We start from the raw sequence: 17,681 nt of genomic DNA on the forward strand, positions 1-17,681 counted from the left end.
AATCGATAAATGCCTAAATTTTAATTCCTGGATTGTATAATCTTTCGTGTTCATCAAGTGCATAGCGATCGGTCATTGTAGAAATATAATCACATACCACTCTAATATTACTATTTTTTGCACCTGTATACAAGTCGTTGTTTTGAATATTGTTATATCTATGATACCAATCAGGAGGCAATAAACTTGGGTTCTTTATAAACTTATAGAATAAATCATTAATTACATTTACTGCCTTTTCATCCATTGCCTGAATCGTATTTATACCATATACATACTCATATACTATGTCTTTAATTTTTTCAAACAATTTCTGGGTGGTATTATCAAAGCATATAATCTCAATATTCATATTAGCTTTAGCTCTTACATCCTCACAGGTCTGTATTGAATAGTTTATCAAGTTTGTAACACTGTTTTCCGTAATTTTCATAATAAATTTATGTATAAGGTCTGCAATAAAATAAGCGCTTCCGTATTTCGTAAAATCTATATCTTCTATTTTAACCCCTAAGAACTCAGCTATATATTCCTTTAATTCTATCATTTTTTCATTATATTGCGGATTTTTCTTCATAGCTTTTTCAATTAGTCCAGATTCAATACCATCTTGCAAATCATGGCAAATGTAGGCTATAGTATCAACCTTATTTACAACCTGTCCTTCCAATGTTGAACATATTTTATCATACTGCAAATTTGAATATATTCCACTTCTATCTTTCAAACTGTTATGTTTTAAAATTCCTTCTCTCACTTCATATGTAAGATTCAATCCATTATATTTATCACATCTTTTTTCTATATAGTCTACTATTCTAACACTTTGTTCATTATGAAAGAATTTCCCCATCTGCTTTTCTTCCAATTTATCACTTAAGTAACGTTCAACAGCATGTCCAAATGGTGTATGCCCTAAATCATGACCTAATGCAATGGCTTCAGCTAGTTCCTCATTTAATGCTAATGATTTACTAACACCTCTTGCAAATTGAGCAACTTCCAGCGTATGTGTCAACCGGGTACGAAAATGATCTCCCTCATGATTAACAAAGACTTGAGTTTTATACAATAATCTTCTAAACGCCTTTGAATGGATTATTCTATCCCTATCTCTTTGGAAATCACTTCTATTTTCATATTCTCTCATCGGTTCATCATACTCTCGACTATTTTCTTGAGGATTCTTCTTTGCAAACGGTGCCAAAATAGAGTTATACCTTTCTTCCATTTTACTTTTATCTAGTGGTAATTCTTTTACAAACTCATCCATAGTATCACCTCATATAAAAATTTTAGTAATTTAAAAATATCATGATTCTCACATTATTTCCCAATAGAATCTCTTACAAAATCTGAAGTATTTTGCAGACGGGTAATTTGACATTAATGCTATTCCATTAACTAATTCAATTGGATACAAAGCTCCCTCATATTTTCTGCCAAATAACGATGAAATTGTAGCTAAAACTCTTTTTAATCCCATTATGTCTTCCTCTAAAGGAAAATCGTCATCCGGTTTATATTCGCCAAGAGACATATTTAAAACCATAGGGTGTCAATTACAATAAAAACTTTTTCACCATCTTTTTCTCCCATTATATAACAAAGTACTCCAAATTAATATATAAACCAATAATATAAGTGATTTCAGAGCCTTTTAAACCTCTCCCCTTAACTTATTGAACAAAAAAAGACTGTATTCTCCTACATAATGCAGTCTTTTTCCTTTTTACTTTATTTCATAATGCGAAATAAGTAATGAGTATTACAAGGGGTTATGGCTTAACAGAATCTATCGTAAATTAATGAGGGGAGTATAGTTAAAATACTTAAGATATAAATTTTATAAAGTATGTAACCCCTTGTCACTACACAATAACATAATTTTACATAACAGTCAATATTTTTCAGCGCATATATACACTTATTTATATATTTCAACACATGCAAGCGCTCTTTCCATTAATATAAAAGAAGTTTACAGTATTTCTGCAAACTTCTCTTTTACTACTTTTTAATAAGTTTGAACAAGATTTCAAAGAGGTTTAAGACCTCTCTCTGCTCTGATGGATTTAAGCTGTTAAGTCTATTTATTAACAATGATATATCCGTATCATTTTCACCGTTAGTTTTTGCAGTTGTTCTTATATTTTTAAATAGTTCCTCAAAAGATACTTCTAAAGCATTAATAATCTTCTCAATACTATCCAATTTGGGTATTGTTTCGCCTCTTTCTATACGGCCTAAGTGAGTTGTATTTATGTCTGCTTTTTCTGCTAATTCTTCTATACTGAATCCCCGTTCGGTTCTTATTAACCTTATTCTATCACCTAATACTTTAACTGTATCACTCATTAATAACCTCCTGCCTCTAAGATTAAGATAACTGTAATTAAGCTTAGCCTCAACGGCATAGAAGCGTTTAATAAGTAATAAAGTTACTTAAAAGCGATATTCAAATATTAATCTCTACCTTGATACTCCTATTATTAATAATTATAGTAGTAATATTCATATCCCAATTCCAGTTAATAACATGCTTGTTTTTAATAATTTAAAGGACAGTTCTGCGAATTATTTTCACAGAGCTGCCCTTTGTATACTTAAGTATATCAATTTAATTCCTTAATTGTTTATGTTCCCAATAGGATACTGTTCTTCCAACTGATTATATCTCTCACCCAGAATGATAATATCAATACGCCTGTTCTTTTTCCTGCCTTCTTCTGTATCGTTATCAGCAACAGGCTTATTTTCACCATATCCGACTGCTACTATCTTTTTAGTCGATATACCACATTCCGAAACAAATAAACGTACTACTCTTGATGCTCTGGCAGTTGATAACTCCCAGTTTGATGGATATACACTGGTTACAATCGGACGGCTATCCGTATGTCCCTCAACACGTATATGATTATCCACCTTATTTATTAAATTTCCTATCTTAATCAGGGATTCCTGATATTGAGGTTTGATTTCTGCACTACCTGAATCAAAAAGAATAGCATTATTCAGCGTAATAACAAGGCCACGCTGATCAATAATGGTTGATATGGCATCTTCCATCTCAGCCTCTTTAAAATCATGATCCAGATTATCTTTTAATTCTTCCATATTAACCAATTCATCTTCACCAAGGTACTGTTCCAGCTCTTCTCTCGAAACGCCGGTGTTCTCCTGACCGGATTCTCCTCCCTGTGTTGTTCCGTCAGGGTTAATGATGGGCTTTATAACAGAATCTCCTTTATAAGGAATGGCAGACTGTTCCTGCGTCATCATACCTTGAAAGGCTTCTGCCAGTGCATCTGCTTTGGACTGGTTAATCTTACTAACAGCAAATAAAACAATAAAAACAGCCAATAGCAGCGTCATCAGATCTGAATACGGAAGGAGCCAGGCTTCTCCGCCTTCTTCTTCCCCATGGTGCTTATGTTTTTTCTTTCTAGCCATATAGCTCGCCTCCTTATTCCAGATTTAACTCCTCAAGAATTTTCTCCTGCTTACTATATGGAAGTACAGATAATAATTTTTCCTGTACCATCATAGGAGACTCACCCTTTTGTAAGGATAATATCCCTTCAATAGCCATATTCTTGAGTAAAGCTTCCTGCTGGCTCTTTACTCTCAATTTTTTCGCAAATGGATTCCATAATACATATCCGGTAAAAATACCGAGAATCGTAGCAATAAAAGCTGCGGATATGGCTTCCGCCATAGCGTCTGTATCATTGATATGTGACATGGCTGCAATCAGACCAAATACGGCACCTAAAACTCCCAATGTCGGAGCATACATACCTGCTGAGGAGAAAATACTTGCATTTACCTCATGCCTAGCTTCCATAGCTGTTATTTCAGAATCAAGAATGTCAATAATCAATTCCTGATCCATACCATCTATGACAAGTCGAAGTCCTTTTTTGATAAAAGGATCTTCTATTTCACTTATTTTGCTTTCCAGGGCCAGTAGTCCCTCTTTTCTTGCTACGTTGGACAATTCTACAATTAGTTTGATTATTTCTGCTTCAGTCATTCCCTTTTTCTTTGTGAAAAGAATTTTAAACAGTGCTCCTAAACTTTTAAGGTTGCTTCCCGGAAAGGAATTCAATATTGTAGCAACTGTACCAACAATAATTACGAAGAACGCTGCAGGATTCAATAAAACTGCGAAATCGATATGTTTAAATATCATCGCTCCGATTACGGCAATAAATCCTACTATAATTCCTAAAATTGTCGTTATTTCCATTAGGCTTGGCCCCACCTTCCGTTATTTAACATTCTTATGTGCTGAGCTTCTTTTTTTGTCGAATATTGTTAAAGAATCTCATCATGTATTCTAAAGCTCATATCTAATACCTGTCTAATATAAATTTCTTATACCCTCATATCAATTACTTATGTTGTCGTCTAATTCATTGTCAGCTACCTCCAAGAAATATTTTAAACAGGGATTTTCATTGAATTTATTATATACCACACTCATATCAATATATTGAAGCTGCCCTTCTATAGGTATTTTGACCACCTCCAGGCTGTTTATTTCACAGCACTCCGGTACTAAGGCAATCCCCTGATTCATTCCCACATAAATGTTCATGATATCCTTATCCTCAACATTCGTTATTTTAGCAGGAACGATTCCAATTTTATTAAAAAAAGCAAGCAAATGCTCTTTACTTTTCTCCATACCAATAAAATTTAATACGATGCAGTTCTGTGAAGATATTTCTTCTCCTGTAAGGATTTCTTTCCCGGAAAGAGGATTTTTTTTATTAACCAGGGCATATGCCTTGCATTGAGCAAAATTCAAATATCCGATTTCATTATGATCTATAAATTCATACGGTATTGTCAAGGTACAGTCGTACTCCCTATTTAATAAATCGGCAGTAATTGCACTTACCTTAACTCTTTTAAAGATAACACTTATATTTGGATACTTTTTATTCAGTTTTTCTACCAGTTCTATTAAATAAGAAGTCTCATCCCAACCGGTAACTCCAATCCTTAAAGTTCCAGAGAAATTTTGTGAGATATCACGACATTTATCTACGGTATATGTGAATTCATTGAGAAGTTTGATACCATCTTTATAAAGTGCCTGTCCCGCCTCTGTAAGCCTGAACTGCTTTGTACTCCTGTCAATTAGCTCAAACCCCAGATCCTGTTCCAGCGATTTTATCTGCTGGCTGATTGCCGGTTGGGCCACATGGCATTTTTGTGCTGCTTTTGTGAAGCTTTTATTTTTTGCAACTGCAATAAAATACTCCAGTTTTATTAAATTCATTAATGTTCTTCCTCCGTTAATGGTTCTGCGGACATTGTATTTCGAAAATTAACGTTCCTGCCATATCAATGATAACACATTGACATAACGAAATAAATACAATTAAGACCTTATAACCAGTGACTTTCTGATTTCGCATAGAAATTTGCAAAAAACCCACAGGTATGTATCAACTGTGGGTTTGCAATTCACCTCTATTCCTTTTTTTATATTCTGCTGCCTTTTCTCACATATGCCGGCTGCTCTATACACCCCACCAAAGTCCTGCCTTCACTTAAATGTACCTGCTTATCTGTTATAATATAATTAAGAATTGCATTTTCTCCTACTTTAGTGTTATTCATCAGGATTGAATTCTTTACAACCGCACCTTTTCCTATTGTAACACCACGAAACAAAATACAGTTCTCAACCTGTCCTTCTATGATGCACCCATCAGCTATAAGACTATGTGAGCCATAGGCAGAATTCCCATATCTGGCAGGTATCTCATCTGTCATCTTTGTGTAGACCGGACCATAGCTGTAGAACAGTTCGTGTCTGGCGCCGGGTTGTAAAATATCCATGTTTGCCTTGAAATAGTCACACAGAGAGTTAATTTTCCATAGATAACCTTTATACTCCCAGGCAGCCAGCTTATATCTTCCAAGATTCTTTTGAAATATGTCCTTTTCGATATCAGAATGGCTGTAGGCGGCTGCCTCTTGTATCATGTTCAACAGAAATTCCTTTCCGGTAATCCAAATATTTGTTCCAATACAATCAGAAACAACAGCTTTTTGTGCCAGGCGAATATCCTGCACAATACCTTTTTCCGATATTCCGTATACGGTTTCTTGAATTCTTTCCTCTCCCTCCTTCAGTCGGCAGACCATTACTGTAATATCTGCTTTACTGGTTATATGAAAAGAGAGGGGTTCTTCAAGAGCCTCCTGATTTTCCTTCACACACCCGGCCGAAAGACATTACTGATTTTATATGCTATAATGTAAAAATTGTCCATTTACAGCAAACAACATCATCGGCTACATGTCTTTCAGGCAGTGCATTGCAGAAAAGCCAGGAGGCTTCTTAACGCTATAAATTCATTTTCAACAGCCCTTTTATAAGCTGCTATTTAACAAACTTCGAATACTCATTTGATGAAATTAATCATTCACTTTAAAAGCACTACTCTTAACGATCTTATCTACTTCTTCATACCCAGTATTAAATGCAAAATTATATCTTGGCGGCAATGCAAATATATATTTGGAATTTCCTCCAAGTTTGTAAGGTCCTACCGGTGCCGCACTAACACCAATCTCCTCAGCTGTAACCCTCTCCCATTGCTCAAATGTAAAAATCATTATGGGTATATCCTGTCTTGGATTTTCCTCTGTCCATTCCGGATGACGGATAATGAGCTTTGCACCTGACTCTGTTATCTCACCAGCTTTCTTTCCGCTAAGGTCTCTTCCCTCCCAGGTATCTTCCATAACTTCATAACCTTTCCAGCCAGAAGGCAGTAGCAGCTCAAATCCATAATCAGTATTACTGTAGGTAATTGATTTATCCGAAAGTGCTGCTTCACTGTCCTTTGTGTCTTCCTGGGCCTTGTCTGTGGTTGCTTGGGTCGCCCCAGACTGAGAAGTTGAGCCATTTACGGTACCAGCATTGCTGTTGCTGGCTGATCCTGACGGTGTATCTTTATGAACTTCATTATCAGTTCCAACCTGAGCACTACTTGAAGTTTGATTCTCATTACTTTTGGTGTCAGAATTCATGTCATTACTTTGATTTTCATTCCTTGTGTCAATTTCACTTCCTGGGTTTGCCCCATTCTCTGGAGCTCCCGAATTGCTCTCTGTGCTGCTGTGACTGCCTGCAGCGTCAGCTTTGTTGGTAATATATTTATTATTCATAGTATAAGCCCCCAGCCAGAAGGCTGCCAGACACAGGATCAATGTAACCAGACCAGATACCAGCAGGTTTTTTTTTGATTTTGGTTTTGACATAATAATTGTTTTTATCCTTTCCTTCATATTTCTCTTATCTTCAAATAATGCATTGGACATCATCGGCGGGTATTTATTTTCTGCTGCTGCATTTAACAGCACATTTCCATATTCCAGTTTCTCCTGCTTACTCAAATCCCTTGCTACTGCTTCATCACAGGAAATTTCACACTGTCTGTTTATTTGACGAAGCATGATGTATACCAGCGGATTGAACCAGTGAATACACAGAATAATATCACAGCACAGTTTATATAGAAGATCATGCCGCTTATAATGCATCAGCTCATGTCTTAACACATAATAAAGGCTTTTCTCTTCCCAGCCTGCAGTGTTATTGCTAAGATAAACAACCGGCTTCGTTACTTCTGTTACCATGGGTGTGGTTATTATACCGTTGATCCTTAACATCGGTCTTTTATGTATTCCCAGCTCTTCCGCAGCTTTTCTATATATCTCTATTATCCTCTTATCAGCAACCGGCTCTGAGCTGCTTCGTAACAGCCTTATAAATCGGATATATTTTATTGATTTACCGCTTAAAAGAAGCAGTATGCCGCAAAGCCATATACTCCCTGCTATCTGCCATATATCCGGAAGTTTTTTATCCCTCGCAGTTACAATAGATATGGAAGGGTTTCCTTTCGTTCCTTCTGAATCTGTTATATCACTGTTTCCTTTAACCGGAGTCATTATCGTTACGGCTTCTGGCTGTGATGCAGCACTTTCCTGTAACGATATTTCCTGAAATAAATTGTCAACTATTCCGTATTCCGGTGAAAAAGGAAGCAGAAGGCGAATCAATACAATAATCCAGATATAATACTGCCAGGCTTTTGAAAACCTTTCCTTTAACACTGGCTTTAAGAGAAAAAGTAAAAGAATTAGTGTTGCGCCGGATAATGACATAGATAAGACTTCTTTGAATATATTACTCATCTTTCTCACCTTCCAGCCTTAATATTTCTCTTAGTTCTTCCAGGTCCGATTCTGACAGATTATAATTTTCAACCAGTGTGGATACCAGCTTTGTGGCGCTCCCACCATATAAACGTTCCACAAAGCTTTTGGTCTGGTCCTCGCAATATTCTTTTTCTGATATTACAGGCAGGTAAGTAAGTACTTTTATTTTCTGTGTTGTCACTGCTCCTTTATCTGTCAGTCTTTTTAAAAGTGTACGAACCGTAGACCGATCCCACCCTAATTCTCTGGAGAGCTCAATGCAGATATCTCCGGTGGTGATGGGGCCATCGGCTCTCCACAATATCTTCATAACCTCAAATTCCGCTTGTGATATGCGGCTGGTATTTTCATTCATATATAGACCATGCCTTTCTCTTAGCCTGCTGATATTTGTTTGCAGCATTAATATAACTGTTACTGGTATTACTTAACCCTCCGGTTACATTTGTCACCGTTTGTATATGTTACAACCGTCACCATGTTTTGTCAAGGGTAAATCGGGTAGGAGGTAGATAATTATTTTATCTACCGACCTCCCACACCACCGTACGTACGGTTCCGTATACGGCGGTTCTTTAGTTTTCATAAACTATCAGATAATAGTCAAGCATGGATGTATATCCTAGCTTGGCTATTATTTTATTAGAAAATATCTGGTTCAGCACTTGCGCCATGCGCCAGTACCCTTTTCTACTACAGGCAAGTTCTTTGGCTCTCCAATGCTCACATCCTATGGCTCTAAGCATTCTGTACTTTGTCTTGATTTTCTTCCACTGTTTCCAATAGACCGCTCGTATTCTGCGTCTAGCCCATTCATCTATGCCTTTTAGAAGATTCTTCATATCTGCGAGTTTAAAGTACTCTATCCATCCTCTCACAAACTGTTGGTATTTATCTTCTCTCGCTGTGTTGCTCATGCCATTGTTTCGGTCTGTCAGATTTCGTATTGCGTCTTTCATCTTTGTTACGGATTTCGGATGTACTCTAAATCTGCATTTACCTCTATATCTATAGAATGTATATCCAAGATATTTAACTTTACTGATGTGCGCGACTTGCGTTTTCTTCCTATTCACTTTCAGAAATAGCCTTTTCTCAATGAATGGTATGATGTTTTCCAAGGTTCTTTCTGCACTCTTTTTGCTTTTACAGAAAATCATGCAATCATCTGCGTATCGGACAAACCTATGTCCTCTGCTTTCAAGTTCCTTGTCCAACTCATTTAGCATGATATTACTTAGCAATGGACTTAATGGTCCACCTTGTGGCATGCCGACCTCTGTTTTCTCAAACACCCCTTTTGTTATCACTCCAGCATTGAGGTATTTATGTATCAAAGAGATAACTCTGCCATCTTTGATGGTTCTTCCCAATACCTCAATCAGCTTACTCTGGCATACGGTATCAAAGAACTTTTCCAAATCCATATCAACCACATATACGTAGCCTTCGTTTACATTCTTTTGGCATTGTTTCAGTGCATCATGTGCACCTTTTTTCGGCTGAAAACCAAAACTGTTTTCTGAGAACTGCTCCTCGTAGATAGGCGTTAGTTCTTGTATGATTGCTTGTTGGATAACTCGGTCAACCACGGTTGGAACTCCAAGCTTTCTGAACTCACCTTTTGTTTCTTTTGGTATTTCTACCCTTCGAACTGGGTTTGGCTTAAATCTGCCTCCCTTTATCTCTTGAATTAAGGTGTCTTGGTTTTCCTTTAAGTAGGGCAGAAGTTCATCCACCTGCATTCCATCTGTTCCACCTGCTCCTTTATTTGATTTCACTCGCTTATATGCCTTGTTGAGGTTATCTTTTCGCAAAATCAATTCCAAGAGATTATTCATCCAATAGTTTGTGATGATACCGCTCTTTTCAGTAATCTTCCCGTAGTCGAACACTTCTGCATCCTCTTTCTGTTCCGCAGATACCATTTGCAGATAGTCTTCCATATGAAGTTGTCTGTTCTTAAATCTACTATCAGTTACTTTCATTGCTTGTACCTCCTAAAGTTCAGTCCTTCCCATATCATTTGCAACTGAAATGGTACTATGACCTCGGCTGACTTCTCGTCATTCGTTGTTACTACAAGTTTCATACTCTGTTTTCACTTGCTGACGAGATCTCCCTGGGTACCACACGTTTCTTTCTCTCCATCCATCTGCCACATTTACTACAGTTAATTCCGAGTAGTTATTGGACTTTAACTTGTATTGCAGTCTTATCCTTAACTGTAGCCTGATGTGATTTCTGTTCGTCAGACCAGAGATTTGCCTCCACCTTCCTTCAGATTCGCAGTCACCCACGACACCCTTGGTCTTGGCTGTGTCTTTCCCACTACTAGGGCAGACTAGGGACTTTCACCCATTAGAAACGTGCGCCGCCAGGCGCACAATAAAAAGAGGAATTAAACCAGTCGTCTAATTCCTCTTTTCATGTATTATAATTTCACTCTAACCATCTTTATTTGATATTAAACCAAAGCACAGGATGGACGGTGAATTCTTCTGAAGTTACCATATAGCCATAGTCCATCACGGTTCCTTTCTCTGTCATAAATGCCGCGCTGTTTTGCGAGTAGCCGGGAGAACGCAGCCAGCTGCTGTTTTTAAACCCCTTTAGAAGATTTTGGTACTCATTCGCTTCCATTGCACTTAACAAAAAGACAGAATCCAGAGTGTTGTTTCCTCCGTCAGTTCCATAAGCCGATTTGCTGTTTTCGTTATTACTTTGGAGGATATTATTCCGTTCACTCTCTGTGAAGGTCTGAAGGAGAAAGTCATTATTAAGAAACTGCCGAAGGGTGGAATTTTCCCAGGTTATGGAGGCAGCGTTTATATTGTATGCTCTTTTTTCCAGTGCAACTTTCTTTATAAGTAATGCTTTATCTTCTGATTTATTCAATATTATCCAGTTATAACCACCTATCATAACGGTATCACCCGGCTCTTCCTTTTGTAGTATCCGTTTGATCATGAATACTTCCTTTTCTTCACTGTCTTTATAATCTTCTGCTGAAGAAAAGGCTTTGGCAGCACCTTTATAATCCTCTTCCTTATATAGATTCTGCCCAATCATATATTGACTTTTCTTCCACTTAGTTTCGCTGGCTTTATAATCACCTAATTTATCATATATTTTAGCTGCCGCCGGATAAGCTCTTAAAAACAAAAGGGTATTTGCTGCATAATATCTGCTGAAAGGAAGAATAGAGATCAATATCAAAATCAGAATACCTGCTATTATACTAATTTTTTGAATCAGACTTTTCTTAATACTTTTGTTTTCAATCTTTGCACTTAGATCTTCGCATTGTGCTGCCAATGTATCGGCATTATTATACCCGCTGGCTTTCTTAAACTCCTCTGCTGCCGCCTTATACTCAGATACACTCCTGGCTTTGTCCATAATTATCTGTGCTTTTTCATATGCCAGTTTTTTTAATTCCTTTTCCGTCTCCTGAGCTAATTGTCTGCATTTCTCTGCATAGGCTTCCGATTCCTGAAAATTCTTCAGTTCTGCAAACTGATCTGCAATATTCTTATACATCTCAACCTTAGATGCAGTAATTGTCATACACTGGGTACTTTGCATCAGATTGATCAATTCCTCATATATTTGGTCTGTGTCTTTCTCAACTACCTTTGGTTTTTCTTTTTTCATATACGAAACCCATTCTATATTAGCTGAGCATTCATGGGAGTACCATATTGATAGCCATAAAAATTTAAACATGGTGTCTTACAAATGAATACACTTAAGTTCAGCTGAATATTGTCCTTTTACTCAATTTTGATTAATTATTTATTCCTTTAATTTTAACTATATAATCCGACAAACTGATTTTCTAAAAAACAGATTAATTATATTATTTATTTCTTTAACATCCGTCTTTCCGTAGATAATTTGGTGTTATGATTTTATGCTAATCAATCTGTATATATTGCTGTCTAAAAGTATATATCTTGCATTTTTAACAATTAGCAATATAATTACTCAGCATTTGCATATAAATAAGATATATAAATACTTAATTCCCTTATTAAGCATTTTATCTTCTTGCAGATAAAATCTATAGGCAGATATTGTTTTATCTCTTTATCCCATTTACAAATCCTTTTCTCTTTTCCAATTCTCCTTTCCTGGGTCATAGCTTATTTCAAGATAAAATTTTATCTATAAAGCTCTTCATTTCGTTTAATCCTGTTCCCTCTGAAACTTTCAGTCAGAAACCTATTCATTGCTTAGGTTTATGTTATTTTACAGCTGTATTATACTCCTTATTTTAATGTAATACAAAATATATCTTTTACACTCTGACTATTTATTAGTATATAATATTATTATAGTTTTCCTGCTCTGATAAACGTAATTGCATTGACTTGTGCCAGGAGACCTTATCAGTCTACAGGAATATCCCGCTTATTAATACTGTGATTATATGCATTTCCAGATTGGTAAAATTTCTTTTGTAATCATTGAATATACCTTAATATAGCAACGGAGAACATAAAATAAAGGGTATGATTCCAAAGAATCATACCCTTTAAGCCTTATTAATATTACTTTACAAGATGAACTTAAAATTCTATCAAAGCGTAGAATCCCTGTTTATATGGTGATTATACCTTTTGGGGTTCAATTTTCACATCCTGTTAACACTTTAAAATAGAATTGTCAACAGAAGATTATCTAACTTTCTTCCACTCTTCATACTGAGCCTGAGCTTCTTTTAAGATATCCTGGAAGCCTGCACCATCAAGAGCTTTCTGGTATTCAGCAATTACACCAGGTACTTCTTTAGGACTAATTCCACCATTTTCAAGTGTAAAACCGAACTCATTGAATATCTGCTGGCAAGCAACATATTTTGCATCTACATTTGACTTGTCAAATCTGAAACCATTGGCAATGGAGCTCTTTGCACCATCATTGAAAGTAGTATACATTTCAACCTTATTATCCGGTTCACCTACTTCAAGAGAAAGAGCAGTTACAGATGTTGATTCCCAAGCGCTGTGGTTATATAAACCGGCATCTGTTTTCTTAACCTTGCCATCTTCTCTTGTATAATCTGTACCTTCAATACCAAAGGTGTAAAGATCAGCTAAAGTAGTGTCTGTATATAAGAGTCCTAAGAATTTAAGGCAGGCATCTACTTCTGCATCTGTACAGGTAGAAGCGATTGCATAAGTGGAACCTAAGGTAGTATTGGACTGTTTCCAGTTATCTGTAATCTTAACCATCTCTACGTCCTGTTTGTAACGTGTACTTGCTTCAGCATTATTGGGAACATCTGTCCACCAGGAAATTCCCCAATCCTGTGTCTGAGTGGTAGTATCTGTTGTAGCTTTTGTTACATCGTCTTCACTGATGTATCCTTTCTCAGCCCAGTCACCCATTAAAGTTGCAAATTCTGTGTATTCAGGTGATGCAAGTGTATTTACTACCGCATCCTGATCTTTGTCTACTGCAATAAAGCTATCCTGACTGAAGAAATCAAATTTATTCAGGTAGTAACGGAAGAACATGGCTGTTTTCTGTGTAAGGTAAGGATATTTCAGACCTTCTGCTTTTAAATCCGCAAGCATGGGCTCGATATCTTTTAAGGTCTTAACAGTTGATAAATCCCAACCATATTTGGTTACCAGATCTTTACGGAACATCAGATTATAGCCTTCTGCTGACTCTTTGTAACAAGGTATAAAGTAATTCTTTCCGTTGTATGCGGAGGAACCCCATACCCATTCAGGAATTGCCTTATAGATATCAAAGTTGGGAAGCTTCTCTGTGAGGTCATATACAGCACCTTGCTTTACAAGATCATCGGTTCTGATGGTTTCAATCCAGTTAGCGGTCCAAAGAAGGTCGATTTCACTATTTGCCAGTGCAAGATTAGCTCTGTCTTTGTATTCACTGTTACTGATATCATTGAGTTCGATCTGAACATTGATCTTATCCCCTATGTAAGCATTGATAGCATCCTGAACAGCCTTAACCTGTTTGGTATCCGGTGCTCCAATATTAAAGCTGTCTCTGTATACAGAGATTGTTGTCATAGCAGTATCACTAGTATTATCACCGCTGCTGTCCGGTGTGGTTTCTGCAGTTGTTGCGGTGGGCTCATTCTTACCGCTGTCGGATGTGGTTTTTGTGTTATTGCTGCCACAGCCTGTCGCAGTTAACATGGCTGCTGCCAATGTCACTGCTAAAATCTTTTTCCCTAATTCCTTGATTTTTAACATATTTTCCTCCCTTAATAATAATATATTTCAAGATGCTTGGCATCATGAAAATCAACCTTTTACAGAACCAACTGTAAGACCTTTGACAAAATACTTCTGGAAGAACGGATAAACAATCATAATAGGTCCTACTACAGTAAGCACGGTAGCCATAATACAGGAGTACTGCGGAACATTCTGCTGCATAGCAAGCATTGCAGAACCTGTAACATTTTTATTATTTAATAAAAACTCTATGCTCCTTTGGATACGCACCAACAAAAGCTGCAGCGGTGTTTTGCTTTCACTGGTTATATACAGCAGTGCATTCTGCCAGTCATTCCAGTAAGCTGTAGCCATCATAAAGCCCACGGATGCAAGAGCCGGTTTCATTAAAGGCAGCACAATCTGGAAAAATGTTCTGTATTCACTGGCGCCATCTATTCGGGCAGATTCCATAAGCTCATCCGGAATACTCATCTGTATGTAGGTCCTTAGAATAATAACGTTCATGGTAGTGACCATTAGCGGCAGAATAAGCAGCCAGATACTGTCTTTCATATGGTATACCGTAGTAAATATAATATAACTGGCGAGCTGACCGCCTGAAAACAGCATCGGTATCATAACATAGATTGACAATGCTTTTCTTAAACGAAAATCCCTTCTGCTTAATCCATAGCCCAACAGACTCATTACCAGCAGTCCCAGAAGGGTTCCTACCACTGTAATAAAAATTGTTGCACCATAAGAAACAGCTAACTGGGAACCGTATTTAAATACGTAACGGAAACCTTCCAGTGATAATTTTTGCGGAAAATAGCTAAAACCGTTGGAAACGATACTCTTTTCATCGGAAAACGCTATTACGAATACCAGTACAATGGGCAACAGGCAGAATAAGGTGTAAATGCCTAATAACACTCCCAGAATATACTGTCCTGCTCCGGCCTTTTTTTTCTTTACTTGAATGCGAACTTTATCATTTATATTGGATTTCGCTGCTATAGTACTCATTTACTTCCCTCCAATTTTAATCTAGAACAATGCATTTTCCGGTGCCGCCTTACGTACAATTCCATTTGCCACCAGTATCATAACGAGGCCGATGAGGGATTGATAAAAGGTTGTTGCTGCCGTAAACCCAAAGTCAGGTGTTGTTAAGATAGCATTTAAGATATAGGAATCAATAACCTGTGTAGTCTCATACAGGATACCGCTGTTCCTGGTTACCTGATAGAACAGACCTGTGTCAGAACGCATGATTCCACCGACACCTAACAAGAGCATAATGGTTATCATGGGGATAAGGGATGGCAGTGTTATATTCCATATCTGCTTCCACTTATTAGCACCATCTATCTGTGCTGCTTCATACATTTCCTGATCGATACCTGCTAATACGGACATGTAAAGAACCGAGCCGTAACCTACTGAACTCCATATCTTTACAGTGGTTAAGATAAAGGGCCAGTATTTGGCACTTGTATACCAGCGAACTGTATCGTTTCCCATAAAGTCTATTATATTATTTACCATTCCGTTGTTGCTGAAAAATGCATATACGATAAACTGTACTGCAGCAAAGGAAATGAATACCGGTATAATCATAATACTCTGAAATGCTTTACCCAGACGTTTGAATACAAATTGATCAATTCCAATTGCCAGCACTATATTCAATGTCGTACCGATTATCGTAAATACTGCGTAATACATCAGTGTATTCCTGGTCATTCTGGTAAAGGTATTTCCAGAAGCCAGCAGGAATTGAAAATTATCCAGGCTAACCCAAGGGCTGCCCCAAATACCCAGACTGTAGTCAAACTTCTTAAAAGCCATTACCAAACCTACCATCGGCATATAGCTGAATAAAAACAATACCAGAATTGCAGGCAAGCACATAATCAGATGCGCTCTATGCTTCCACGTATTATGTAAAAAATCTCTCATTTTCTTTCCCCCTTATGTAGTTTTAAATTGTCATAAACTTTCTAACAGCCTTCTTGCTTGTTACTAAATTTCCTTTCCTTCCTTTCTTTCATCATTTCCTTCCTTAAGGTTACTTACAGAATTACCGGGTAATACCTTCCCTCCAATAATCACTTGTTCAATAATAGCTGCCTTAGGATTTTCTATCAGTGCGATGAGTTTCTCAGCTGCTATTCTTCCGAGAGCTCCGGTATCCTGTTTTAAGGTTGTTAACTTAGGAACCAACACCTGGGACAGGGTAATTCCATCATAACCGGCGATTGAAATATCTTCCGGTATTCGAAGTCCGGCTTCTTTGATTGCATTCATTCCCCCGATACAGGAGAAGTCATCCGAAAATACGATACAAGTCGGTCTATCCTTAAGCTGCAGCAATTCCCTGGTCAGTACTGCAGTCGTGTCCGGATCATGGTAAATTCCACTCTTAACATATTCATCCGGTACTGTTATACCAAGTTCACCGAGAGTCTTATAAAAGCTTCCCACCCGGTTCTGGGTTACAGAAGAATTGGCTCCGTGTATATAAGCTATCTTACTGTGTCCCATCTCATAAATGTATGTAATTAAATCTTTCATCCCATTTACATTGTCTGAAACGATTGCGGTACGATTATCGAATACATGATCGATGGTTACCACCGGAAGCTCTCCGTTAATCAGCTCTGCAACCTGGGGATCTGTAAAACGGATACATGCAATAACCACTCCGTCAACTCCCCGGTATTTACTATGTTCGTAATAGGTCATATTCATACGGCCTGTGTGTCTGCTGATGAAAGTTATGTCATAGCCTTTCCGCTCTGCCTCCTGCTTAAAGCTATCCAGAACATTGGCAAAGTACTCATGAGTCAAACCACTCTGAGCCTCATCTACAAACAGAACCCCTAGATTATAAGTCCGGTTTGTCTTTAATGCTCTGGCAGAGGAATTCGGAAAGTAATCCATTTCTTTCGCAATTCTTATTATGTTTTCTTTTGTAGCAGCTGATATATCTTTATGATTATTTAATGCTTTACTGACAGTTGCTACAGATACCCCACATCGTGTTGAAATGTCTTTTATAGAAACCAATGTCTAAGCTCCTTACTATAAAGTCCCCTTATTTTCTTAAACGTTTTCTTAACTTGGACAAAAAAATAATGCTTATTTTATCAGTGTTATCTCATTTCTATTTGTGTAATGTGACACTCTAACTAAATTATTATAGGTAATTAT

General features: G+C 37.2%; 15 protein-coding genes. All 15 read right to left on the bottom strand.

The window, feature by feature from the left end; all coding sequences use genetic code 11:
• Positions 1-13: 13 nt before the first annotated feature.
• The 15 genes from dgt to BR73_RS0125410 all read right to left on the bottom strand — a co-directional run bounded on the left by dgt (position 14) and on the right by BR73_RS0125410 (position 17,537).
• Positions 14-1,273 carry a dGTP triphosphohydrolase gene (gene dgt / locus BR73_RS0125340; protein WP_033168544.1) on the bottom strand — a complete coding sequence of 420 codons (1,260 nt, stop codon included), beginning with the start codon at positions 1,271-1,273 and terminating at the stop codon, positions 14-16.
• Positions 1,274-1,321: 48 nt separating this feature from the next.
• Positions 1,322-1,486: a hypothetical protein gene (locus BR73_RS0125345; RefSeq protein WP_156034947.1), complete on the bottom strand. Its 165-nt coding sequence runs from the start codon at positions 1,484-1,486 to the stop codon at positions 1,322-1,324.
• A 524-nt stretch (positions 1,487-2,010) separates the two neighbouring features.
• The gene (locus BR73_RS0125350) at positions 2,011-2,358 is read right to left on the bottom strand and encodes a helix-turn-helix transcriptional regulator (RefSeq protein WP_033168546.1); all 348 of its coding nucleotides are present in this window, start codon (positions 2,356-2,358) and stop codon (positions 2,011-2,013) included.
• A 270-nt stretch (positions 2,359-2,628) separates the two neighbouring features.
• The gene (locus tag BR73_RS0125355; RefSeq protein WP_033168547.1) at positions 2,629-3,456 is read right to left on the bottom strand and encodes a flagellar motor protein MotB; all 828 of its coding nucleotides are present in this window, start codon (positions 3,454-3,456) and stop codon (positions 2,629-2,631) included.
• Between the two features lie 13 nt (positions 3,457-3,469).
• Positions 3,470-4,255: a flagellar motor stator protein MotA gene (gene motA / locus BR73_RS0125360; protein WP_033168548.1), complete on the bottom strand. Its 786-nt coding sequence runs from the start codon at positions 4,253-4,255 to the stop codon at positions 3,470-3,472.
• 141 nt (positions 4,256-4,396) lie between these two features.
• A complete protein-coding gene (locus BR73_RS0125365; protein WP_033168549.1) occupies positions 4,397-5,296 on the bottom strand; it encodes a LysR family transcriptional regulator in 900 nt (299 codons plus the stop codon).
• A 206-nt stretch (positions 5,297-5,502) separates the two neighbouring features.
• Positions 5,503-6,243, bottom strand: a complete 741-nt coding sequence (locus tag BR73_RS0125370) for a hypothetical protein (RefSeq protein ID WP_051685576.1) — start codon at positions 6,241-6,243, stop codon at positions 5,503-5,505.
• A gap of 201 nt (positions 6,244-6,444) precedes the next feature.
• Positions 6,445-8,232, bottom strand: coding sequence for a M56 family metallopeptidase (locus BR73_RS0125375; protein WP_033168550.1), 1,788 nt, complete (start codon positions 8,230-8,232; stop codon positions 6,445-6,447).
• The gene (locus tag BR73_RS0125380; protein ID WP_051685577.1) at positions 8,225-8,659 is read right to left on the bottom strand and encodes a BlaI/MecI/CopY family transcriptional regulator; all 435 of its coding nucleotides are present in this window, start codon (positions 8,657-8,659) and stop codon (positions 8,225-8,227) included. Before BR73_RS0125380 ends, BR73_RS0125375 begins: the two co-directional genes overlap by 8 nt.
• A 172-nt stretch (positions 8,660-8,831) precedes the next feature.
• Positions 8,832-10,244, bottom strand: coding sequence for a group II intron reverse transcriptase/maturase (gene ltrA / locus BR73_RS0125385; RefSeq protein WP_033164413.1), 1,413 nt, complete (start codon positions 10,242-10,244; stop codon positions 8,832-8,834).
• A 469-nt stretch (positions 10,245-10,713) separates the two neighbouring features.
• Positions 10,714-11,913, bottom strand: a complete 1,200-nt coding sequence (locus BR73_RS27985) for a DUF6273 domain-containing protein (protein ID WP_051685418.1) — start codon at positions 11,911-11,913, stop codon at positions 10,714-10,716.
• 1,025 nt (positions 11,914-12,938) lie between these two features.
• Positions 12,939-14,495, bottom strand: a complete 1,557-nt coding sequence (locus BR73_RS0125395; protein WP_033168551.1) for an ABC transporter substrate-binding protein — start codon at positions 14,493-14,495, stop codon at positions 12,939-12,941.
• Positions 14,496-14,546: 51 nt separating this feature from the next.
• On the bottom strand, positions 14,547-15,491 hold the full coding sequence (locus BR73_RS0125400) for a carbohydrate ABC transporter permease (protein ID WP_051685578.1): 945 nt from the start codon (positions 15,489-15,491) through the stop codon (positions 14,547-14,549).
• A gap of 21 nt (positions 15,492-15,512) precedes the next feature.
• Positions 15,513-16,427, bottom strand: a complete 915-nt coding sequence (locus tag BR73_RS0125405; RefSeq protein WP_033168552.1) for an ABC transporter permease subunit — start codon at positions 16,425-16,427, stop codon at positions 15,513-15,515.
• Positions 16,428-16,490: 63 nt separating this feature from the next.
• The gene (locus tag BR73_RS0125410) at positions 16,491-17,537 is read right to left on the bottom strand and encodes a LacI family DNA-binding transcriptional regulator (RefSeq protein WP_051685579.1); all 1,047 of its coding nucleotides are present in this window, start codon (positions 17,535-17,537) and stop codon (positions 16,491-16,493) included.
• Positions 17,538-17,681 lie beyond the last annotated feature (144 nt).

The sequence above is a fragment of the Clostridium sp. KNHs205 genome, assembly GCF_000702945.1.
Lineage (GTDB): Bacteria > Bacillota > Clostridia > Lachnospirales > Lachnospiraceae > Anaerocolumna.